Raw genomic sequence first — 23,218 nt, 5'->3', positions numbered from 1 at the left:
ACATATTAGACTTCGCCTTATCCAGGCACAGCATTTATGACGTATAATTGTTATAATCAGCAAAATTTTTATAGAAACTCCGCACCATGGCTAAGAAAAAGAAACCCGTTATTGAAGAAGAAATTATTTACGTTTCAAAAAGCGAGCTAAAACGTGACGCACAGCAATACCAGCAGTTAGCTATCGATTTAGCAGCTATGAGTAACAAGCAGCGCGAAAAGTTACCACTGAGCGATGACCTTGTAGAAGCCATGGTTGTTGCTGACAAGATCAGAGCGAAGTCTGAAGCCTACCGTCGCCATATTAACTACATCAGTAAAACACTCCGCTTAACCGACAATGTCGCTGATATTGAAGCTGCGATTGAGCTAATGCTTAACAAAAACAATCAAGCAGATGTATTACTTAATAAAATTGAAACGACCAGAACTGATCTAATTAATCACGGTGATAGTGTAATTAACGAGCTTCTAGAACAACACCCCTCTTTGGAAAGACAAAAGCTTCGTCAACTAGTACGCCAAGCAGCAAAAGAGGCCAAAGTTGAAAAACCAGCAAAAGGTTACAAAGATCTATTTCAATATCTTAAAGAAGTCATGATGCCTTAATTGCGAAGTGTGCTTGCTGCGATTGATAAGTTGATCGCAGCTCCACACTTAAAAATGACTCTTTATTAAGCAATTGAACAAGATAAGTCGAAATTTTCAGCTTTAAGTGGTGACAAGCCTTATAAAAATTTTTATACTGCCTGCGCTTTTTACGATTCCATTCGATTTCAAGCACTTCTAAATGGCCCTATAGCTCAGTTGGGTTTTCTTTTGAAAAAAGAAAACGTCGAGGAAGCGAAGGGATGTTAGCGAAGCGACCTTGAGCGTTGATTCCGAGACCGGAGACAGCTTCAGGACGAAATAGAAAAAGCAAAAACTTCAAATGGCCCTATAGCTCAGTTGGTTAGAGCGGAAGTAACCCCCTAGTGAGTTACTAAAAAGATAACCAGCCAGTTAAAATAAGGGCTGATGGTATAGTAAATTTACTAAATGTAATTTACAATTTACCAAAAGAAAGAACTAGTGTTCAGTCTTCTCACTAGTATAAATTAAAAAGATGCGACAATTTGTAAGAAAGTGGCCCCATAGCTCAGTTGGTTAGAGCATCCGACTCATTGGAAGCCAGTGACCTATAGCAGTAATGCTTTATGGAAAAACCGGATGAACTGCTGGAAAGCTTCGTTTCAATAGAAACATGCCAATCAGCAGCCAAGCTCCAGAGGCGTCTGGAGAAGGTTCAGAGACTAGATGGCTCAGCACGAACTTGCTGTGTAATACATCAATAGCGTCCGGCACCCCACCGTATAATTTATTATTCGAGGGTGATGATATAGTCCACGCCTTAGCGAAAGCTATGGATAACGTGAATCGGCAGGTCCCCTGTTCAAGTCAGGGTGGGGCCACCATTTTCTTACTACATATCTTCTTAAACCTGCTTATACTTTATAAGCAACGGCCTAATTTTATTAAAAAATTAGCTACTATACTCTGAATTTAAGTTCATCTAAATCAAACAGATTACTAAAACACAAATCAGTATAAATTTAGCTATTCCAATATTGCTGACAACTTTACTCTTTCAATAAAAACACCGTTTACTCCAGACTGAATGAGAATACTTCCTAAGATCTGGGCAGTATAGTGTGAATACCCATCTTCACCTTTAACTGGAAGGTGATAACACGAACCCGATTCTTGATGCCAAATCCAATACCTCCCGCAATCAGATAAAACAGGAGGTTCATTTGAACCAGAACTGAATCTCCAAGAATCTCCATCTAAATAGCCACCTCGCCAACTTCCAAAGATTTTAAAAAATACATCATCTTCATTGGTAAATTTTAAAATCACCCAACCATGTGGTCTATGAATCATAACAACTCCAACTTTTAAAATACTTCAGAACTAAATTGATTTAGCTTTGCCATTGATTGTTCAGATATGATCAACTGCTCGAAGCCATCAATTTCAAGCTCTTTATGGTAAAACTGACCAAAGATCCCCATGATTTTATCGGTTGAAAAAACCATTTCACTAGGTGGTATATCATTAAACGGCGTTAGGCTTTCATCAGTATTAACGATTACATCACCAATACTGATAGTTGGTTTATTAGCAGTAATTATTGTATGACTGCCAGCATCAAAAATGTCGTCGTTTTCATTTAAAACAGGGGCTTCAGCTATCATTTCTTCATCCATTTTAGCGAACTTAACTTTTGCTAATTCAGCGGGGATGTCTTGCGCCACACGATAAGCATACTCAACAAGTTTTGGCTCTGCTGGGATAAATAGAATAGCCTGCTGATTTGGCGATTCAGTAATTCGGAGTATACGTCCCATTACTTGACGATAATTCATCTCTGTTTTCACGTTTGAAAGGTAACAGCACACCTGAAGCCGAGGGATGTTGGTGCCTTCTGATATCATACCAACGCTGATGATCCACTTATCTTGGTTATATCTAAAAGACTTAATGAGATCATTTCCATTGCCTTCATCACTCGTGACAACAACAGCACTTTCTCCAATAGTTTGCTTCAAAATTAGCTGTATTTGCCAAGCATGAGCAATAGATGAGGCAACGATTAACCCTCCTGCTTCTTTATTTATGGCTCGAAGCTCATTTAGCTTATGACTAGAGTGAATTAAGAGTTGCTCTATCACGCTCATGTTAGTCACAATCTCAGAATATGGAATAATTGATTGTGATAGCAGGTCTATAAAGCTTGTGAAGTGGCTCGTTTCATCACCCTCAACAACGGTAATCTGATCATTATCTAATGCGACTACTTTCGGTATTCGGCATACATTGTCTGCAATCGCTTGTTTTAAGCCATATACATAATCACATTGTATTTGCCCTGACTCATTACAGTATTCCGCAAGTGCGATAGGTAGTGAATCTGATCGCCACGGTGTACCAGTTAGTGCGATTGTATAAGCCGCTTTTTCTTTAATCGTTGTTATGATCGGCTTACCCCAAGCGTTAGCATCTTTTATATTTGAACCTGCGCAATGATGGATCTCATCAAAGATTACAAACACGCGATACTTTTCAAATAAGCGCCATATCTTATTGTCTAGTGTGCCCAGTGCCTGATAAGTGAATGAATTACCCAATGCGCCAATAGTACCATCAAAATGCGCTTCGAATTGTTCGCTTAACGCTTCACTAAAATCATGCGCGACGATTGAAGACGGAGAAAAGCAAAGTACAAGATCAATATCACCTTGGTCATACATCAGTTTAGCTAATACTGAGGCCATCACTGTTTTGCCAGCACCAGGAGTAGCAAGAGCTAAAAAGTGTTTCTTTGACTTATATTTAGAAATTGCAGAGTGAATACACTCTGACTGCCAATTTCTTAGTTTCATTTACTAGTTCTCTTTTGTTGATTTAATAAGTTCGTTTAAAACTGAAATCTTCCCTTTTAAGATATGGTTGTTTTCCTGAACAGCCATGTAACGACCTTTTAAATCGTCATGCTTGTCGGGGTATATGTCTTTCAAAGCGACATACTCTTTTACCGCCCCTAAACCTTCCAATAACGCAGAATTATATTTATTTAACCTTTGAATAAGCATTTGGGAGTAATTGACAGGTGAAGCTGCGTCTATCTCTTCATACGGCATTGGCGCTTCCATTTCTTTTAAAATTGCATGATCGAACAAGTCACTTTTGGTGTAACGAGTAAGCCCTTTCTTCTTAGTTGTGCTTCTTATTAACCAACCCCTCCTAGTTAATTTTAAAAGCTCCTCATAAACGAAACGACGGGATACCGTTGGGTTAAGTTCAGAATCCTGCTTTATCGCTATATATGCCGTTCTTATTTCAGTTGCAGTGAAGTGATTGACGTTGGGCATAGACAAAATTTGGATGACAGTTTTGTCTAATTCGAATTTTTCCATGCATAAACCTCAAAAAATATAATGAAAACGCCTCATATATGCATATATGCATTTTTTAGGATTATATGCAATCGTGCCAGTCAACGCAATGTGGGATATTTAACCTTTTATGTCTGAGATATTCCTGTGGATGATTTTGCGAAAAAATTAGGTAAAAATATCAAGATGATGAGAGTCTATAAAGACCAAAGCCAAGCCGAGTTATCATTTAAATCGGGCTTAGATCAGAGCTATTTGAGTCGAGTTGAGAACGGCACAGTAAACGTTACTGTTGTTAAATTATGTCAAATTGCTAAGGCTTTAGAGTGCAAGGTGGATGCATTAATTCCTGAAATTGATGTTTAAATAGGGAGGCTTGAGCCTCCCTAGAAATTAAGCTATTTAAACTTTAATGGATTGTTTTATTAGATCAAAAACAATGTCGTCAGCAAACTGAGTTTTGAACTCGACCTTTACATCTTTACTGATCTGGTTAAACAGCTCTTTAGCGTGCTCAATTTTACGCTCTTCTTCTTTTCTAAGCGTATCTTTTCCGTCAACATTTTTAGTTTCAATGATAAAGTTTAAATACTCACCTTCACTGGTCTTTACGACATAAGCGAAGTCAGGTGAGTAAGTATAACCACCTGCTACAGGAATCTTTATTGAGTTTTTAGGGATCTTAGTAAACACAGATACAGATTCAATTTCACCATTGGTGATATTTAGTTTTTCCAGCTCAGAATCATAAAAAACATCTTCAAAAAGATAACTATCCAGTGGTGTTAAAGAATGATCTGAATTGACACCGAGATCGCTTGCTGCAACATCCTTCAGAGCTTGACCAGATTCATCTGTAAATTTAGTTGGATGTAGGCTGTTGGAGATGATGTTATATCCAAGACCAAATTTATTAAATGAGTTATACAACAAGAACTTACTAAAGCCTGATTTTATCTTTCTGATGGTTTGAATATTTAAATAATCAGTAATATCAATCGTGCCTTGCACCGCTACAAATGCTTTGTGCAGCGTTGATGGTTTGATAAATGCCGTTTGCGATAGGCGATTAACAAACTCTTTGTATGTCATAGTGCAGAACTTAGTGAAGTCATCATCATTACCAAATAGTGTTTTTGACATTGCCGTATCATTGCTCACATACACCTTTTCAATACGGGTTTGAACACCAGTCTTTTTAAACTTCTCAGACTCTGTAAGCAAATAGTTTGTAAAGAGCTTTAGAAAGTCATTTTCACTAGCAATTTTATATTCTAACACTGCTTTTTGATTGATCATTTCCCACAGTTGTTTTAACTCATCAAACTTACCAACTCGCATTTTCGAGCGAGTTTTATCATCAGTGGCAACTTTAATTTTTCCTTCTTTAACACCTTTAGAGAAAGCTTTAGGGTAAAACTCTTTTAAATGCTTATATGCTGTTGTTCCAAGCAAGTTTTTACTTTTGTCGATAATCCCTTTTTCCAGAAGATCCATCATTAAATCCAAAGCTTCAAGATCAGGATATTTCGCTAAGATTTTATCTTCAAGTTCCTGAGTCAACATAGATGGAGCACTCTCTTTAAAAGAAGTATCGTTCACTTCCTGCACTAAAGACGCAACAAAATCTTTCTCAGTAAAATCTACAAAGTAGTTAAGTCTAAATTCACCGTTTACACGCGCCATAAATTCATTAACAGGCAAACGTAAGCCTCGACCCACTTCTTGAAGCTTTGAGGTTGTGCTACCACTCGAACGTAACTTACAAAGCGTAAAGATGTTTGGATTATCCCACCCTTCACGCAGCGTCCACTTCGAGAAAATGAATCGTCTTGGGTTATCTAAAGATAAAAGCAGTTCTTTGTCGTGCAAAATTTCATTAATTTCTTGCTCGATTTTTTCGTCTTTATCACTGTTGTCCTTCGAGAAATATCCGCCATGAACACTACTTATATCAGCAATAGTTCTTTCCAAATACTGCTTGTAGAAATCATCTTTTTCGGTCTTTAATAGTGCCTTAGCTTCTGCCAAAGCCCATTCTTCAAACTTGGTTTTCAAGCTTCCAGAGATGTTATTTCCGTCACGATAACCCTCTATATCATCTATGAAAAACAGAGTTAGAGGCTTTATTCGAGGACGTTGTGTCAGCATTTCTTTCTCAACTTTGAAATGCTCCTTAATCGCCCTACGCATCATATTATCTTCTAGCGTATCTGAGTATGAATAGGGGTTGATTGATTCATTGACTTTAAGCTCAACACCATTACTAAGAACGACCATCTTTGTGTTCATAGATTCAATGTATAGGTCGTGAATTTCAGTGTGAGCCTTGGCTAATGATTCACCTTTACCAACTTTGATGGTGCTCTTTTCACCGTTTTCATTTAATTCAAAACTCGCCTCTATTGTGGTCGACTTTTTGAGTGTTAAACTAGCTACATCGTCACCTACCATCTCCTCAATAAAGGTATTTATGCCTTTAACGAGATCATCATTAAAAGCGTCAACGGCTGTCAAACGATAGACTAGGTTTTCATAATCTTCATTAAAAGTTGCACCATAGCGGATGATGCTTTGAGCATTGAATTTTTTAATGTTATTCCACGTTGTCTTTGCCTTAGGAAATTTATGAGGTTCATCAATTATTACGAAAGGTTTTACGGCAGCTATTGCTTCTATCGGTGTTCTATACCTATTGCCTAATAAGCCACGATCATAATCTTCCGTTAAGGAAGGTGAGTTAACCATTCCAGAATTAATCACCATTACATGAATATATTTTTTATTGCAATTATTAGCTTCCACAAAATCATGGATCGCTTGAGGCATAAACTTTTTGGTGCTTTTCTTAGATGATTTTTTACTTTCAACAACATAGGTTTTAAGTTCGCGCTCTGTCTCTCTAAAGTGCTCTTTAAGTGCATCACTTTTAAGAAAGTTTACCGTACCAGCCTTGATAGAGAGTGTTGGCACAATGATGATAAACTTATTAATACCAAAAGCTTTGTTTAGCTCGAACATCGTTTTAGTATAAGTGTAAGTCTTACCTGTCCCCGTTTCCATTGAGACATCGATCACATTACTATTTTCGTTGTAATGCTCTTTAATGTGCTCAATCCCATTAAATTCCTGAATAGCTTTTATGTTTGCACGTTGCTGTGGTTTGGTAATAACGAGTTCTGGATTCGCTAAAAACTGAACATTTTGAGCGTCATCAATTTGTGTCTCTGCACCGATAAACATACTAAGAACTGCGTCAACACCTGCTCTTTGGTGTGGCAAATTCTTTTCAAAAGTAAAACCTTTGCTCATTAGTTACGTACCACCACATCAATTTCGATAGACTTCTTATTTGTATAGCTCTTAAGTGCTTCGTTCAACTCCATCTGCTTAACGCTGTCGAAGTTATTGGCGTAGTAAACGATCTTATTTGGATCAAAATCTTTGTCATCTATATCATCAAGCTTATGTAATAATGTTTTAAGTGCACTACTACTGAAATCTGGTGCAATCATATACAAGCGTCTATCACATAGGTGTGCTGTATAACCATCAAGATCAATATCGTAAATAGGGGTTGTTAAATCACTGCCATCATACAATGCCCAAGTGGTTAGTAAGGTTTGATATTGTTCATCAGTCAAAAGAACATCATCAAACATAGTAAGGTTAGTTAAGGCTAGTTCTTTACTATCTTCTTCAATACGGAAATCTTCAACGGTTTCAAATATTTTGAAGCCTAGATCCCCCCCAAATTCTTTATATTTGCTCTTGATTGATCTGGCTGAGAGAGTAATTCTCTGTTTGGTAACATCAAAAATTGTCTTATAACCAGCTTTAAAAGCACCGGACTTCTCTTTAGTTGCTTCTGCCAACTGAACAGAGATGAAGCGGTTAGCCTTACCATCTTCCGCATTTACTAAATATGTCGCTTCAGCAAACGAACCTGAGCCAGCAAAAAAATCGACAATAATATCTGATTCTTTTGCAAAGATTCTAATGAGCTTTGCAAGAACATTAACATCTTTAGGAAAATCGAAAACTTCCGCTCCCATAAGTTTTTTCAAGCTCTTTGAGGCCGCTCTTCTATCTTTATAGATATGTGTTGAGGGAGTCCAAGTTTCAGTATGTTTCAAGTAGCGTTTGTACTGAACGCGTTTGCTACTATCTTCTGGGTAGATGAGAAGCCCTTCTGAATCTAATCTAGCCATTGCTTCCCTGTTATACCTCCAGCCATTTGTTGGAGGCGAAAACCCTTTCCATTCAAAAATTAAATTTTCCCTGTAATTAGGGCTGCTAATATTGTCTCCGTAATAAGGGCCTCCAGCATCAATTTTGTCGTAGTGATTATGCTCCTTGGCTGGTTCATCACTCGGAAGGGACTTAAACCACGCCTTTAATTCCTTACTAGCTTCCTTAAAATTATCCCCATACTTTTCTAAAAGTTGCTCACTCTTGTCATATATTGTGTTTAAACCTTCTTTCTTTTCTTTCCACTTGATGTTATTTCTTTTAAGGTAGTCGTCACTTTTTACATAAACTAAAATGTAATCTTGAACAACGGATAATCGCTTGGCATCATTCTTTCTCCCTCCTTCCCATATAAAACATCCCATGAAATTTTCTTCTCCGAAAACCTCATCTGACATTAGTTTTAGCTGGCTGTATTCATCATCTCCAATAGACATCAGAATAACACCGTCAGGCATCAATAACTCGCGCGCAACTGTTAACCTTGGATACATAAATGTCATCCATGCACTATGACTGCTAGAACCTTTATCTGCAAAGCTCAATACATGCTTAGCTTCTTCTAAATCGATACCTGCAAGCTCAGCAAGCTGTTCTTTGGTAAATTTACGGTCATCATTATAAACAAAGCCATCAGAGCCAGTATTATAAGGTGGGTCAATATAAATCATTTTGACCTTTTCACTATAGGCATTGACTAGGTGCTTCAACACTTCCAGGTTATCGCCTTTAATAAGCAAGTTTTTACTATCCTTGTGTTGTTCTTGAGTATTATGCTCCACGTCTTCATGAATAAGTGTTTTAGGTGGCAGATTCGCTAACAAACGTGAATAAGACTTACCTAACCAATTTAAAGAGTAACTTTCTTTTGATAATTCGACTTCATTCGCGTTAACAACCTCAAGCATTCGCTCTTGAATGAAGTTACCATCACGGTCAAAGCAATTTGGGAAATGTTTCTTGAGAATTGCAAGCTGTTTGCTATTGGCTGTCTCAACGTTTGAATATACTGTTTCTTCTTTAATGTTCATTTTTATTCCAAATTCAATGATTTGTGATTAATCGTTATCTGCTTTAGCTATAATTTTAATAGATGCTTCTGTAAGCCCAATGCGCAATAATTCAGCGATGGCACCGTCTAAGCTTTTGAAGATACGGGCCTCGTAAGGTTGCCTGGAACTACTCAGTATAAGCGGCTCACCATTCCACTCCATACCATTAAAAACAACCGTGTACTCACCTTTACAGCCCACAACTTGCGCTTGATCTAGAATGCCGCTCTTAACTCTTTCTTTCGCCATAGAGCTAAGAATGCAACTTCCACCATTTAATCCTGAAATCATCACATCTCACTCATTAATAATTTCCGTAACAATATCAAATATTGTGTCAAAACCACAGTTTTGTTGAGTTTATTAAACCAATTTCTGAAAACAAAGAATGAGTTAACTGCATTCAGATTGAATTGATAATTGATTTTGAGCAATATTTGGGTCACATGTATGGCACATATGGACATTTCATTAAATGCTCCGGTCTTAGAGTTGGGAGCTTTCGCATCTTCGATCTGAAGCTTATAGAATTTTTATTTTTGAGATACGGAGTAACTTTTTCGACTTGGATAACCTAAGAAAAAATAAAGATAAAGGAAATTAAATATGACTCTACCAAAAAGCAATCCGGTACAATTTTGTAAAGCTTTTATCCAAAGAGAGCTTGATGAATATAGAAACGATGGCCCCATTTATATGACGTATTGGCCAGTAATGGAAAGAATGATTAAACGAGCTGACGAGCTAAAGTTACCTTTTCAAGAGCTAATAGAATCGTTCGGGTACTCAGATAGGACTGAAGGGTATCCCCCAAGCAACGCTTATATATGGTTAACATTAGAGCATATTTGGTTCAGCTCTGATTATTGTCAAGAAGACATAGTTAAAGTAAGAGAAAATTACAAAGAACTTAAAACTCTTCAAGAGGATATTGTTGAATTGGCATCAAGGCTTTCAACAAAGTTACAGAGGCAATCAGATTTATATGAAACATCTGGATTCTCAAAGCCAGAATACCAATCTCTAAGTGGGCTAGTTGAATTAGCCAGCAAAAAGAAACCTTTGTATAAACAACACGTTTCTAAAAAGCTAAAATCTTTGACATATCAATATGACCTTAAATATTGGCCAAGTAAAACAGAGCTGGTATCTGCTATAGCAGACTTTGAAAAAGCGCAGCTAAGTCCAACCCATTGTCAGTTTCCTGAAGATGTTATCAATGGAAGACGGTCAGATTTTAAGGACTTTGTATTAGCTTTTGACAAAGCTTTCGATGAACAAAATGATTTAAAAACAGGATTCCGATTTAGTAACAATGCTCTCGCTGATATTATTAATGTTGTACTTGATTTACCTTTTGATAAATTGGCAACAGGTGAGGCTGTTCGAATAATACGAAACAGATTTAAAAATATGGTTACTGTCATTTAACTTGATAACCTCAGGCTTAATATCTTATCTCACTCTCAGTAACCTAAAAGTTTGTCACTTTTTAGTTTTGCCCCTTAGCTTGAGATTTTACCGTGTACTTTTTAATGAATTGGCAGGTGCTAGAATTGATGAGAGATGCTTTAGGCGCCGCTACTTTTTGACTTTACTTAGCTTAAGGGGTTGTATGAATATCCTTTTCCTATGCACTGCTAATATCCAACGTAGCAAGACAGCAGAAGAGTTGTTTGGTGCCGCAGATAAATCAAATACTTATCGCTCAGCAGGGCTCAGCAAAAAATATGTACAAAAAGCAGGCTCGACTCTTTGTACTGAAGAGATGCTGGAATGGGCAGATGAAATCTACGTGTTTGAACAAATGCATATTGAACGGATTAGGGAATATACTGGTGATACATACCTTCATAAAATCGCTAATCTCGCAATCGCAGATAACTATCAATACTTTCAACGCGAATTGGTTTTGCAGCTATTAGAGCGGTTGCCTTTAAAACATATGCCGCCCGTATACCCAAACATCTAATTACTTAGTGAATAAATCCGCGCTTCAGTAACTGTTCACATGCTACTTTGCTTGTTTCATACTCTAGGTTTTAGTGTTACATCATTTATAGGTTTTCATGATTTGGTTTTGCAATTATAGAGTGAAGGTGAGGTTCTCTAATGTGGGTTTGGCTTAATTAATTTAGCACTGAAGAAGTCATTGTGAGTGGTTATGAAAAACCTATTATAGGTTTTTCATTATAGGTTTTTCATAACTACTACAAGATATTGAAATTATTAATTATTTATCTATTTCAACTTAGTTCTGAGATGGTTAAACCTTCGAATTTTCTTTTTCATCAATCAAATTGCTGAGATTTACCACAGTAGGTCTACCATAATAATTAGTATCAATATGGTATGTGTTACCTATCCAAATAGGCATTTGCGTTGAGTTATGTCCATGAATCGAAAAATTAATCCCAATATTGCTAGACTGCTTCTGAGATTTAAATAATTCACGGCTCCAAAGTAAAGACTCTACAGTACCCTCTGAATTTTCAGGTGAAGATGACCAGTTCCAACTCGGCGGTATTGTATGTGACAGGCCAATCTTTTTACCTCTGTATTCCAGTAATAAAGAGAGCGAACTGTTTAAAAGGTGGTTACAGACTGATTTTAATTTTGTCTTATCAACATCATGATGCCATGCTCCACCATTTGCAGTCCAAAGACGCATAGCAGTCTCATCTTGAGAGATAATTGATTCGAGCATTAGATGTTCGTGATTACCTAATAAAAAATCTGCATTAATATCTAGAAGGTATTGAATCAGTTGGATTGACTCACTTCCTCGGTCAATTATATCGCCAAGGCAGATGAGGTGGTCAACATGCTCAACAAACCCTTTCCTGTTTAGCGCTTTCAGGAGTCCCGACAAACTTCCATCCAAATCACCAACGACAAAGACATTCTTGCTAGGTTCGATGACTAACGTTTTTTGTACAGCGACTTTTTTAATTGCATTAGCACCAATTTTCAACATTTTTTAATGCCCAAAACTTAAAACACAAAGCCAATTTTAGCATTATCTCATTAGTAATATTGATACTAGGTTCGTTTGCAAAAACATTGAATGGGCTTCTTAGGTGAATGTTAAAACTATACGAAAGAGCAGTGCTAAATTGGCTGGAGTTACAGACTCTCCACAAAATAATCATCAATCCCTTAATTATCTTACAGGCTACTTCTACCATAGCTTTTAAGCACTTTTTCTAACACAGTTTTAAGGTCATCAGATGACAAGCTAGTCTCGCGTTTAATGGCTGTTTTAGCGAACAACCTGCCATTATCATCGAAACCGATAGTGCCATCACTGTTAACAAAGCTTTCTAATACATCAACTTCATAATCATCGAGCATGATATCGTTTGTTTCAAGTTGCTCTAGCTCTGGCGCTGTCACAGTCTGAATAGCAGGTAATTCTTTAACACTACGCAGCATATCATTTTGATTTCGTAGACCAGTCACCTCCCCATAAAGCAAGCTCACTTTGTAACGCAGCACTGGATCGGAAATTTTTGCTAAATCGTTTTCCGATACTAACTCTTCCTGAGCGATGATTTCCCTTTTATCAGACTGCTTGTTTGCTCTTTCGTATGTTGCATTTTCTGACCAAGCATCAACCAAACGTCTGTATGGGTTGCGCCCACCCTCTTTGTTGTAAATTGACTGTGAGCTCATGTTAACTCCTTGCTGCATCAATAAATCAACAAGGTTAGTTATCTCAATAGCGATACCTTTTTTGGCGAGTTTTTCACAAATACTGTTTATTGCTGCAAGTTTATTTAGCTTTGTAGCTTTACCTTCATTTTCCGCTGTTAAAAGCTTATATAGCTCGGTTACTTGGTCTTTAGTCATCTTGTTGGTCTTTATTGTTTTCTAGGGCTTTAGTATGCGTTTTTGCCATATTAATAAGCTGCTCGGTTGACTGTATTTTTACGCCAAGCTGCTGCAAGGTAACGGCATTAGCATCAAGCTGGTTAAGTTCTTGGTCGGTAAATTTATAGGTCAGGTAAGAGGCTAATGCGTCACTCGCATTTTTAACTTCTGTTTCAGTCAATGAACCCATCGTAATTGGCATCATGCCTGCGTTTAACATGACTTTATCAATAAAGTGGTTTCGCTCTTGTTCAAGGTCGTTATCTCTCACATGGGCATATAAACGACTTGCTTGTACGAGTAAATCTTGTTGGCGAAATTTGTTTTGTTCAAAAAACTTAGTTTCTTCTGGACTATCAACTAATCGAATCGGGATATACTTGTGAGCCTCGCTAGTATCAAAATCAGCGTTGGCTAAGCAACGAACACCTTCTATTAAACGGTAGGTGGCATGAGCATCACAAAGCTTTTGATCAAGCGTTTCAGTTTTTCTAGCTAGTAATGCTTCGGCACTTTTAATTTCAGCTTTTAAGCTAGATGTTATAAAGGCTGCGCCTTTTTCTTTGGCAATAGACTTTCTCTTGCCATATAAAACCTCAAGCTCAGTTCTTGCTTGTTCTACATCAATAGAAAGCTTTTGTGCATCAGCTAATAACTTGTTGCCATGCAACCATAATGGTATTAGCCAAGGCTTGCCTGAGATGAAGAAACGACAACGAACACAGTTACCTACTCCTCCGGGCACTTCACCGTATACGTCTTTACCATTTTTACCTGCTTTACGTAGAAGTTCACCACCAATATTACAAAGCGTTCCTGCGTTGGGGCATAAACCTAGTTGATTGCTTTCCCACAGTGCTCTAACACCTTGCTCAAATACTCCTTTTGCGGTTTGTTCATCGTTAAAAATTGAATATTTTTGAGCATCTGCCCACGCAGATGATTTAAGCCAGTTGGCAAAGTCTATCTGCTGATTATCTTCAATCTGTTTTTGTGCGGACGTTAAAATTTCTGAGACGTGTGCAGGAGTATGTTTGATATAATACAAGGTCATTAATATTGAAGCGTGACCTGCAACAATTTTACTTAAAATATCAATTGGTACACCGTTTTCAACAAACGCTGTTAAGCCTGTGACTCTGAGGCCATGAGGCGTGAATATAGATGCTTTGGGCACACCATTTTCTTCTCTGTCAGTGATTATCTCAACGTCTTCACCTTGTTCTTTTAAGCGCTTTTCTAACTCATCCATTAGCGCTAACCAAAAGCGATTCAACAGCCAATCTGCAGGTGGAGAATCTACCGAAGGATTCAGTGGCGAGCGAAATAAATAAAACCTGTCTGGTATTATTTCTTTGACTAATTCAGTAGGTCTGGTTGACCAAACATTCTTAGGAATATCTTTGTATTTTTTAGGGGCTTTAACGGGGTTATATTTTTCCTGCCAAGCTAAAAGTTCATAGGCATATTTGATGATCGATTCGTTATGCCAAGGAATTTCATAACCTGATGTTTCAGAAAAACCCTGTGCTCTGTCTTGCGTTTTGTTGGTGTTAATATATATGCCAACAGTTTCTTTACCCTGACTATGTATTTTTCTAATAAAGCCACGCTCTGCAACTTTGTTGCCTAACTGCTTCCAGTAGCCAGCATGTAGTGAAGTGTTCGTCACCCACTTTTTATCTTCTTGAGAGTAAATTTGGCTATCGCCTTCACCAGAATCTGATGATTTGACCTGTATTCTGCGTACTGGTAGTTCACACATTATAAGATATAGATGAGTAGAGACTGGGCACCATATTCTTTCTATTTTGTTGGTGTCTGAGTTTACTACCTCTATGTACTCTTTTTCTTGAGACTTGGGCCAAGCGTATTCGTCTTCAGATAGAATTTCTTTGCAAAGCATTAACCATTTAGTAGGCATAGATTGCTTAACACTTTCGGGTGGCTTAGACTTGTTATCGTACTTAGTATCAATAACCAGTTTTATTTCTTTCGCTGTTAATAGTGGATAGCCAATGCTTGTTCCTCCACCATCTTCATCTTCTTCAGTAAGATGACCTTCAATGATCCAGTTAGCAAAATCATTCATGTTAAGAGCTGCCGCTCTTTTATTGTTTACATCATTGTCGTCAAGATACTTCCAAAAGGTATATTTTCTTTCAGTTGCCAGAAATACAAAGGGATCATTGGAATTTTCAATTGTGCGCAAATAATTTAATAACTTAGAAAAGGAAGCGTTTCTATCCTTGGTACTTTTGAGTAACAACCCATCACGCCATTCTTCAAAAAGGCTATGCCACTTCTCATATCCTGCGGCTATCGAGCCAAAATGGTAGTCGCTACGTTTGATAGAAATAGCGGCAATGTACTCATCATTGTTGTGAACTTTTGCAAGTGTCTTGGCTAATATTCTAGTAGCGTTAATGAACCTTTCAGCTAATTGCTCACGATAGCTGGTGTCTTCATTTTTGAGCTGAGCTACAATTGAATTCCAAACTTCAAGTGTGATTTCTTGTAGAGAAGTAATTTGAAAATACTTAGCTATATAACTGAGCAATATGATAATTGCGTTTCTCTTAGTTGTTTGATTTTTTTTTAATGACTCGAAGTGATACGCCTGTTTTAAAGCATCTTTTACCAACTCAATAGCGTTATCAGCTTCCAGCACTTTTAAGTTTTCTTTATAGGGAATTCCCCCTCGAAAAGTTAGCACTTCGACTAATGGTAAAAATTCATCATCAGCTTTAGAGCGTTCATTTAAGTAGTCAATAACATCTTGATCAACAGGATAATGCTGCAATGCTAAAAAGCTAATTGCTAACTCGTCTGTCAGCTCACTAATTATTCCTTTAGCCATTATTCCACTCCAATACTGCAACGTCTGACTTACCCAACGATGTACAACCATTTGACTCAATTAAGTGTTTAGCCTTTTCTAGCTCGCTTGTAACATGCTTAAATGTAGGTTCAGTATAAATGCCTTGAGACAGCACACTACGATGTCTGAGACTATTTTGAATAACCTTTTGGGGTACTCCTGCTTCAGCTAAAATCTGCCCATACAAGTGCCGAGGGCCATGCGGAGATGTGCCCTCAAGCTTTCCATATTTGATTGGCCTACCTAATCGCTTTTCTAAACGCTTGTAAGCACGTTTTAAAGCATCTTGATAGGCTTTAATGCTATATGGTTCCCCTGCATTATCAGTTTGCTTTACAAACAGGAATGGGTGCTCTGTACCGTACCTATCGGTATAACTTTTCATGAGCCGCTCACGGTAGCTGAGGTAGTAAATGTACATTTCCCTAAATAGAGCTTCTGCTGCGGGATGAACAAAGAAGACTGGGGCTGATAATGTGTTATCAACCTTTAGATTTTTCCAACCTGCCTTATAGCTTTTAGAGTTATTATCATCATTTCTTGGTCTTAAATTTCGCTGCGCCAAATAGGTTTTACGTAGCATATTTTGTTCACCAACCATGAAAGTATTAGCATCGGCAGGATGCCGCAAAAATACCTTACAAGAGCCATCAAACTGAGGCACAACATCGTTATACCAAATATGAAATGGTTCGCTTACCCGTGTGCCACCAAATATCAGCAGCAAGGTGATCATCTTAGCGGTTAAGTCTTCTCTCTCTTCAGGTAAAGAAGCGCTCTCATCTTTAATGAAGCCATATTCCATTAACGGTGCGACTAGTTCAGCAGGGAATTTTTTAACCTCGCCAGATCCCTTGCCAACTCCACCTAACTCGATAATTTTATTGGCCTGCCGATTAGCTATACCCTGTGCTAACTCAGAAGCTGTCACAGTGTGAGATAAGAACATAAAGGCTTTAGCTTTAACTGCTTGATTCAAAAAACGTAGCGTTGTTCTTTCATCACTTGGACGAGTTAGCAAATTGCTAGACTGCTGCTCAATTATTCCTTCAACTTCACACCAATCAATAAAAGTTTGTAATGCTGATAGTATTGATTTTGTGCTTTCCATACTTGCAGGAGGCCAATACAAACTTAACTTGTCGTTATGCTCATCAACATCAATTGTTCCTTTGTGCAAAGCCAAGGCAAACTTTCTAATTAATCGTTTATGAAAGTTAAATGTTTTTGATGATCGGTAAACGAGATTGTAAGAAATACAGAAGTCGTAAAACAAACCCAATGCTCTAGAAACTTTGCGCTTCCAATTTAAACTTCGAGTTGGGTAAGCCATGAAGTAATCAACCAATGAATGAACTAACATTGTTTGATCACCGACTTTGATATAAAGAGCAGGTATTTTTAGATCAGTTATTCCAGTGATTTGCTGGATCACTACCACATGATGTTTAGCAACTGCTGATTGTTGTGCTCTAGCCATACCCCCTCCCTAGTAACTTAGTAAGTTTTACTATGAGGGTTACATAAAGTCAACCACCCATTTTTTAGGTCTACTTTTAACAGTTAAAGTTTACTTTATAGTAAATATTAGTAAGTAATAGACAGGGTGTTAAATGAGCACACGACTCATAATCGTTAGGTCCCTGGTTCGAGTCCAGGTGGGGCCACCATTTACTCCCAGATTCATATTTCATTCAAACTCATCGTTTTAAAATCAAAGCTTTGTAAGCGCATAACTCATATTACAATATGCACGTTTTTAAATGGTTTAAAGTCTAGTATCTAGGCCTTAGCTCATTTCTAACTCTATGCGTTTATTTTTAACCAAAACATCAAGTCGAGAATATTACGTGAAAAAATTAGCAGTAGCACTGAGTGCATTAATTTTAGTTTCTGGTTGTCAAATGTCGCAGCGTCAGAATGCTACCACAGGTGAAAGTGAAACAAATTCAGCGACAACAGGTGCTATTATTGGCGTTGTTTCTGGGGCTATTGTTGGTTTAGCTACAGGTAAAGATGCTGATGATCGACGCAAGCGTGCGCTTATAGGTGCAACAACCGGAGGTGCAATCGGTGCAGGTGTTGGCTATTACTTTGATAAGCAAGAAGCAGCACTTCGTGAAGAGTTAATGAACTCTGGCGTTCAAGTAAAAAGGGTCGGTGAGGATAAACTCGTATTAACTATGCAAAACGGTATAGGGTTTGATTCTGGCTCTGACAAACTGAGTGCTTCAATTTTTAAGACATTAGATGGGGTTGCAAAAGTGCTTGTTGAGTACCCTGATACTCAGCTTTTAATTGAAGGCCATACTGATAGTTCTGGCAGCGAGTCTTTAAATAAAGCTCTCTCTGAAAAGCGTGCGAACTCAGTAAAAAATTACCTACAAAGCCAAAAGGTGACTGCAGATCGTTTATTCACCGAAGGTCTGGGTGAGTCTCTGCCCATTTGCGATAACAGTACCAAAGCTGGCCGCACTTGTAACAGGCGAGTTGAGATCAGTATCTTCCCTGCGAAAAAATAATATCATTCAACCCTTAGCCCAGCTCTTAAGCTAAAGCTGGGCATACTAGGCTACAAACAGCTTTGCTCTATTTTCACACACTTAATTAAAATTTACTTTTTAAGTTATAAACTTTTTTTGCATTTTGTATGTATGATTAATTTATATTTGAATAGGAGATAACCATGCGTTTTGTACTGCTACTTTCATTATTGCTTTGTAGTTTTATTACTTTAGGTAAAACTGAGCAAATCTCTCAACAGGCGCTTCTAATTAACCAAATGTCTGCAATACCACACAAGATCATTGATGTAAGAAGCCCTGAAGAATTTGCAGCGGGGCATGTCAAAGGCGCTATTAACATCCCTTTCAATCAGATAGATCAACACCAAGATTTGCTTAATACGCTAAAAGAAAACACGCTTGTTGTTTATTGCCGCTCTGGTCGCAGAGCTGGTATTTTTGAACGTGCCTTATCGAAAGATGGATTTACTCTTTTACACTTAACAGGTGATATGAATAGCTGGCAAGCTGAAAATTTGCCAACTGTGAAATAATGTATTGAGACGTTTTAAATAGCCTCAGTATCAAGTCTTAAAAATGGTTAAACTTGCTGAGATATCGGAATAAATCATCACGAAAACAAGACTATTTAAAAGAATGTGATAGTATTGTTTGGCAGTGTAAGGATTTTAAAGTATGAATGTTGAACAATTAGTCGATAAAGCAAAACAAGTCTGTGATAACCGTGGCGCGCGTTTTACGGCGATCCGTGAAAAGGTATTCCGTCTACTTGCTGCTAAGCAAGGTGGAGTTGGGGCATATGATCTTTTAGAAGAGTTAAAAGTGTCTGAGCCAGGTGCTAAACCTGCGACTATCTATCGTGCATTAGATTTTTTATCTGAACTTGGTTTTATCCATAAAATTGAAAGCACTAATGCATTCATGCTTTGTCATCATTTTGATCACATTCACCCCGTACAATTACTGATCTGCGATGATTGCGGACATGTTGACGAGCTTCACTCAAGTTTAATCTCACATGAGCTGAATAACTTAGCCTCTGAGCGCGGTTTTCAGGTAAGTAACCAAACAATTGAAGCACATGGTAAGTGTGAAAAGTGTAAAGACTAAGTGCAGTTATACAATTAAACCACTACACTTAATCTAGAATTGAATAATTAAGAATCAAGGGAACAGCACATGAAAGTAGAGTTCATAAACCCTTTTTTATCATCATTAATAAATGTCTTAGCAACAATGGCTCAGACTGAACTGACGCCAGGAAAACCAAAAATCAAAAAAGGCGAAGTGGCTCAAGGTGATGTGTCGGGTTTAATTGGTATGGTTGGCCCTCAAACGAAAGGCTCTTTCTCAATTACATTTGACGAACAGCTCGCATTGACAATCATGGAACGCATGTTAGGTGAAAGGCCTGACGAAATTAATGAAGAAGTGACTGATATGGTTGGGGAAATTACCAACATGGTCACTGGCGGAGCTAAAAACTTACTGGGTGAAAAAGGTTATGATTTTGACATGGCAACGCCGATTGTTGTGTCTGGACCTGGCCACACCATTACACACAAATGTGAAGGGGCAAAAATTATTATGCCATTCACATCTGCAGACGGTAATGCAAATATCGAGGTGAGCTTCGATAAACTATGAGTTGGCAGCAAGCTAAATTCACTCTAGCCGCGAAGTCTCGCGGCTTTCATCTAATTACAGATGACATTATCAAGCAAATTCCAGAGATCCATAACTATCAAGTTGGCATTTTACATTTATTTTTGCAGCATACGTCAGCTAGTTTAACCATCAATGAAAATGCCGATCCGACTGTACGTATGGATATGGAAAGCCACTTTAATCACTTTGTGCCTGAACGTCAGCCTTATTATAAGCATGACTATGAAGGTGATGACGATATGCCTGCACACATAAAATCAAGCACACTAGGTTGCCAAATCAGTATCCCAATTAGTCAAGGGCGACTCATGTTAGGTACTTGGCAAGGCGTGTATTTAGGTGAGCACAGAGATTATGCTGGCGGTAGAAGTATTGTTGCCACCTTGTCTGGCGAACTTTATTGATACTTCATACCAATAAAATAAGCGGCACATTGGCCGCTTACTTTTTATCTTTTATGTATTGATAACTCACTCTCGGTGTGACATTACATAGCAGTTCGTATGGTATCGTCCCTGCACATTGTGCAACTTTTTCAACAGGCAAGTTTTCCCCCCACATTTCTACTTCATCACCGACCTGAACTGAGTCATTTTCTGCGCCAATATCAACCGTGATCATATCCATCGACACACTGCCGACAATGCCATATCGTTTGCCATTGATCACAACCGGCGTGCCTTCTTGCGCATGACGCGGATAACCATCACCGTAGCCCATAGCAACCACTGCAAGTTGCGTCGCTTCTTGACTCTGCCAACGTCCGCCATAGCCCACTCGCTCTCCCGCTGGAATAGAACGTTTGGCTATCACACGGGTTTTTAAAGACATCACTGCCGATAAGCCATGATCTGAGCCGACTGAATCAAGCATCGGCGAAACGCCATACAGCATGAGTCCAGGTCTTATCCAATCACCATGGCTATCTGGCCAAGCAATAATGCCCGCAGAATTAGCCAAACAAATTTGTTCGATTTTATCTCCGACCAATTTGGAAAAATGCTGAATTTGCGACAACGTCTTGTTGTTTTTAGTATCGTCAGCACACGGAAAGTGCGTCATTAAGCGCACATCTTGCTTCGCATTTTGTGTGGCTTTGAGGCGAGAGTAAAACTGCTCTAGCTGTTCAGGTTCAATGCCTAGACGGTGCATACCTGTATCTATTTTTAGCCAAGTAGCTATCGGAGCATCTAAATTTGCCTGCTCTAACGCAGCCAATTGGTGCTCGTCATGTATGATGGTTTCGAAGTTATTCGCCAATAAGATCGGTAAATCACTTGCTTCAAAGAAACCTTCTAATAAGACAATGGGTTTAGTCAGCCCACCAGCACGAAGTGCCAAGGCCTCATCGATTCTAGCCACAGCAAACGCATCGGCCCCCTGCAAATGCTGTGCTATCGTCACCAGACCATGCCCATACGCATTGGCTTTTAATACCGCCATCACTTTGCTGTTTGGCGCGATTTGCTTGATACGAGCGAGGTTAGTCGCCAGTGCGGTTAAGTTAATTTCTGCGGTTGCTAATCTCATACAGCCTCTCGTGTGCGACCTGCAAAAAGTATTAAGCTACCAGCGCTTAATACTCATCATCAAATGCAGGTCCTGCATAATTGTCAAAACGAGAGAATTGCCCCTGGAAGGTTAACCTAACCTTACCAATCGGACCATTACGCTGTTTACCGATGATTATTTCTGCCACCCCCTTATCTGGGCTGTCTTCGTTATACACTTCATCACGATAGATGAACATGATTAAGTCGGCATCCTGCTCGATTGAACCCGATTCACGTAAGTCGGAGTTTACTGGACGTTTATCGGCACGTTGCTCTAGTGTACGGTTAAGCTGAGACAGCGCGATAACCGGGCATTGTAGCTCTTTTGCCAGCGCTTTTAGTGAACGGGAAATTTCAGCAATTTCTAAGGTACGATTATCTGATAAACTAGGTACACGCATTAGCTGTAAGTAGTCGACCATGATCATACTGATACCGCCATGGTCACGAGCAATACGACGTGCGCGAGAACGAACATCGGTTGGTGTTAGGCCTGATGCATCATCGATGTACATCTTACCTTTTTCCATCAATAAACCCATGGTTGACGATAAGCGTGCCCAATCTTCGTCATCTAATTGACCTGTACGCACTTTAGTCTGGTTAATTCTACCTAAAGAGGCCAACATCCTCATCATGATCTGTTCTGAGGGCATCTCTAGTGAGTAAATCAGTACAGGCTTGTCTTGGGTCATCGCTGCATGCTCAGCCAAGTTCATCGCAAAGGTGGTTTTACCCATTGAAGGACGTGCCGCAACGATGATTAAGTCTGACGGCTGTAAACCTGCTGTCATTTGGTCTAGGTCGTTATACCCAGAACTTACCCCTGTAACACCATCTTGCGGTGACTGATAAAGCTCTTCAATCTTATCGACTGTTTTTTCTAAGATTGAGTGGATACTTTGCGGACCTTCGGTACTCTTAGAGCGCTGCTCAGCTATCTTAAATACTTTACTTTCAGCTAAATCGAGTAGTTCATGGCTATCACGCCCTTCCGGATTAAAGCCCGCTTCGGCAATTTCATTCGCTACCGTGATCATCTCACGAACAACAGCACGCTCACGTACAATCGCAGCATATGCATCGATATTGGCTGCACTTGGCGTGTTTTTAGCTATTTCTGCCAAATATGCAAAGCCACCCACCGCACTGAGTTGATTATTCTTTTCAAGGCTTTCAGAGATCGTGATTAAGTCGATTGGTTGACTTTGCTCAACCAGCTTTTCCATCGCTTCAAAAATTAACTTATGGGTGCGGGTGTAAAAGTCTTGCGACACCACCAATTCAGCAACACGGTCAAAGGCCTGATTATCTAGCATTAAGCCACCAAGCACGGACTGCTCAGCTTCAATGGAATGAGGAGGAACTTTGAGGGTATCGACTTGATGATCTGGTTTAGCCATAGCACTACACAATCTAAAAGAATTAAGAGGAGTATTTTAGCTCCTAGCGAAGCAACTTAAAAGCGTAAAGCGACT

21 protein-coding genes are annotated in these 23,218 nt (G+C 38.7%); 9 read left to right on the top strand and 12 right to left on the bottom strand.

What is annotated here, in order from left to right; all coding sequences use genetic code 11:
* Positions 1-86 precede the first annotated feature (86 nt).
* Positions 87-608, top strand: coding sequence for a ribosome biogenesis factor YjgA (gene yjgA / locus PP2015_RS01510; RefSeq protein WP_058028590.1), 522 nt, complete (start codon positions 87-89; stop codon positions 606-608).
* Positions 609-1,595: 987 nt separating this feature from the next.
* Here yjgA and PP2015_RS01495 read toward each other — a convergent pair.
* Genes PP2015_RS01495 through PP2015_RS01485 form a run of 3 tightly spaced genes read right to left on the bottom strand, consistent with a single transcriptional unit; the run spans position 1,596 to position 3,958 of the window.
* Entirely contained in the window at positions 1,596-1,922 is a 327-nt protein-coding gene (locus PP2015_RS01495) for a hypothetical protein (protein WP_058028587.1), read from the bottom strand.
* Between the two features lie 14 nt (positions 1,923-1,936).
* Positions 1,937-3,424, bottom strand: a complete 1,488-nt coding sequence (locus PP2015_RS01490; protein ID WP_058028586.1) for a DEAD/DEAH box helicase — start codon at positions 3,422-3,424, stop codon at positions 1,937-1,939.
* Between the two features lie 3 nt (positions 3,425-3,427).
* On the bottom strand, positions 3,428-3,958 hold the full coding sequence (locus tag PP2015_RS01485; RefSeq protein WP_058028585.1) for a hypothetical protein: 531 nt from the start codon (positions 3,956-3,958) through the stop codon (positions 3,428-3,430).
* 165 nt (positions 3,959-4,123) lie between these two features.
* On the opposite strand from PP2015_RS01485, the gene PP2015_RS01480 reads away from it, so the two are divergent.
* Positions 4,124-4,303: a helix-turn-helix domain-containing protein gene (locus PP2015_RS01480; RefSeq protein ID WP_128724216.1), complete on the top strand. Its 180-nt coding sequence runs from the start codon at positions 4,124-4,126 to the stop codon at positions 4,301-4,303.
* Positions 4,304-4,339: 36 nt separating this feature from the next.
* On the opposite strand, the gene PP2015_RS01475 is transcribed toward PP2015_RS01480, so the two are convergent.
* From PP2015_RS01475 to PP2015_RS01465, 3 genes are read right to left on the bottom strand one after another with little or no spacing between them, the layout of a single operon-like run.
* On the bottom strand, positions 4,340-7,249 hold the full coding sequence (locus tag PP2015_RS01475) for a type III restriction-modification system endonuclease (protein WP_058028583.1): 2,910 nt from the start codon (positions 7,247-7,249) through the stop codon (positions 4,340-4,342).
* Complete coding sequence (locus PP2015_RS01470) at positions 7,249-9,219, bottom strand: site-specific DNA-methyltransferase (RefSeq protein WP_058028582.1); 1,971 nt, start codon at positions 9,217-9,219, stop codon at positions 7,249-7,251. Before PP2015_RS01470 ends, PP2015_RS01475 begins: the two co-directional genes overlap by 1 nt.
* Positions 9,220-9,246: 27 nt before the next feature.
* Positions 9,247-9,534, bottom strand: coding sequence for a hypothetical protein (locus PP2015_RS01465; RefSeq protein WP_206646019.1), 288 nt, complete (start codon positions 9,532-9,534; stop codon positions 9,247-9,249).
* 312 nt (positions 9,535-9,846) lie between these two features.
* On the opposite strand from PP2015_RS01465, the gene PP2015_RS01460 reads away from it, so the two are divergent.
* Complete coding sequence (locus tag PP2015_RS01460) at positions 9,847-10,671, top strand: hypothetical protein (protein WP_058028580.1); 825 nt, start codon at positions 9,847-9,849, stop codon at positions 10,669-10,671.
* 184 nt (positions 10,672-10,855) lie between these two features.
* On the top strand, positions 10,856-11,212 hold the full coding sequence (locus PP2015_RS01455; RefSeq protein WP_058028579.1) for a low molecular weight phosphatase family protein: 357 nt from the start codon (positions 10,856-10,858) through the stop codon (positions 11,210-11,212).
* Positions 11,213-11,506: 294 nt separating this feature from the next.
* Here the strand turns inward: PP2015_RS01455 and PP2015_RS01450 are convergent, their stop codons facing one another.
* From PP2015_RS01450 to gmtY, 4 genes are all read right to left on the bottom strand, one after another.
* Entirely contained in the window at positions 11,507-12,217 is a 711-nt protein-coding gene (locus PP2015_RS01450; RefSeq protein ID WP_227009202.1) for a metallophosphoesterase, read from the bottom strand.
* Positions 12,218-12,408: 191 nt separating this feature from the next.
* Positions 12,409-13,092 carry a gamma-mobile-trio protein GmtX gene (gene gmtX / locus PP2015_RS01445; protein WP_058028578.1) on the bottom strand — a complete coding sequence of 228 codons (684 nt, stop codon included), beginning with the start codon at positions 13,090-13,092 and terminating at the stop codon, positions 12,409-12,411.
* A complete protein-coding gene (locus PP2015_RS01440; RefSeq protein WP_058028577.1) occupies positions 13,085-15,973 on the bottom strand; it encodes a VPA1269 family protein in 2,889 nt (962 codons plus the stop codon). The genes gmtX and PP2015_RS01440 overlap by 8 nt, the downstream gene beginning before the upstream one ends.
* The gene (gene gmtY / locus PP2015_RS01435; RefSeq protein ID WP_058028576.1) at positions 15,966-17,474 is read right to left on the bottom strand and encodes a gamma-mobile-trio recombinase GmtY; all 1,509 of its coding nucleotides are present in this window, start codon (positions 17,472-17,474) and stop codon (positions 15,966-15,968) included. Before gmtY ends, PP2015_RS01440 begins: the two co-directional genes overlap by 8 nt.
* A gap of 370 nt (positions 17,475-17,844) precedes the next feature.
* On the opposite strand from gmtY, the gene PP2015_RS01430 reads away from it, so the two are divergent.
* The 5 genes from PP2015_RS01430 to PP2015_RS01410 all read left to right on the top strand — a co-directional run bounded on the left by PP2015_RS01430 (position 17,845) and on the right by PP2015_RS01410 (position 20,591).
* Positions 17,845-18,516: a YiaD family glycine zipper/OmpA-like lipoprotein gene (locus PP2015_RS01430; RefSeq protein ID WP_058031510.1), complete on the top strand. Its 672-nt coding sequence runs from the start codon at positions 17,845-17,847 to the stop codon at positions 18,514-18,516.
* Positions 18,517-18,680: 164 nt separating this feature from the next.
* Positions 18,681-19,052, top strand: a complete 372-nt coding sequence (locus PP2015_RS01425) for a rhodanese-like domain-containing protein (RefSeq protein WP_058028575.1) — start codon at positions 18,681-18,683, stop codon at positions 19,050-19,052.
* A 142-nt stretch (positions 19,053-19,194) separates the two neighbouring features.
* Positions 19,195-19,629: a transcriptional repressor gene (locus PP2015_RS01420; protein ID WP_058028574.1), complete on the top strand. Its 435-nt coding sequence runs from the start codon at positions 19,195-19,197 to the stop codon at positions 19,627-19,629.
* A gap of 69 nt (positions 19,630-19,698) precedes the next feature.
* On the top strand, positions 19,699-20,166 hold the full coding sequence (locus PP2015_RS01415; protein ID WP_058028573.1) for a chemotaxis protein CheX: 468 nt from the start codon (positions 19,699-19,701) through the stop codon (positions 20,164-20,166).
* The gene (locus tag PP2015_RS01410) at positions 20,163-20,591 is read left to right on the top strand and encodes a secondary thiamine-phosphate synthase enzyme YjbQ (RefSeq protein WP_058028572.1); all 429 of its coding nucleotides are present in this window, start codon (positions 20,163-20,165) and stop codon (positions 20,589-20,591) included. The genes PP2015_RS01415 and PP2015_RS01410 overlap by 4 nt, the downstream gene beginning before the upstream one ends.
* 37 nt (positions 20,592-20,628) lie before the next feature.
* Here the strand turns inward: PP2015_RS01410 and alr are convergent, their stop codons facing one another.
* Positions 20,629-21,717, bottom strand: a complete 1,089-nt coding sequence (gene alr / locus PP2015_RS01405) for an alanine racemase (RefSeq protein WP_058028571.1) — start codon at positions 21,715-21,717, stop codon at positions 20,629-20,631.
* Between the two features lie 46 nt (positions 21,718-21,763).
* Entirely contained in the window at positions 21,764-23,143 is a 1,380-nt protein-coding gene (gene dnaB, locus PP2015_RS01400; protein ID WP_058028570.1) for a replicative DNA helicase, read from the bottom strand.
* Positions 23,144-23,218: the final 75 nt, after the last annotated feature.

Source organism: Pseudoalteromonas phenolica, from assembly GCF_001444405.1.
Taxonomy (GTDB): domain Bacteria; phylum Pseudomonadota; class Gammaproteobacteria; order Enterobacterales; family Alteromonadaceae; genus Pseudoalteromonas; species Pseudoalteromonas phenolica.
Note: the sequence above shows the minus strand (reverse complement) of the source record. Positions and strands in the feature narration are given on the sequence as shown.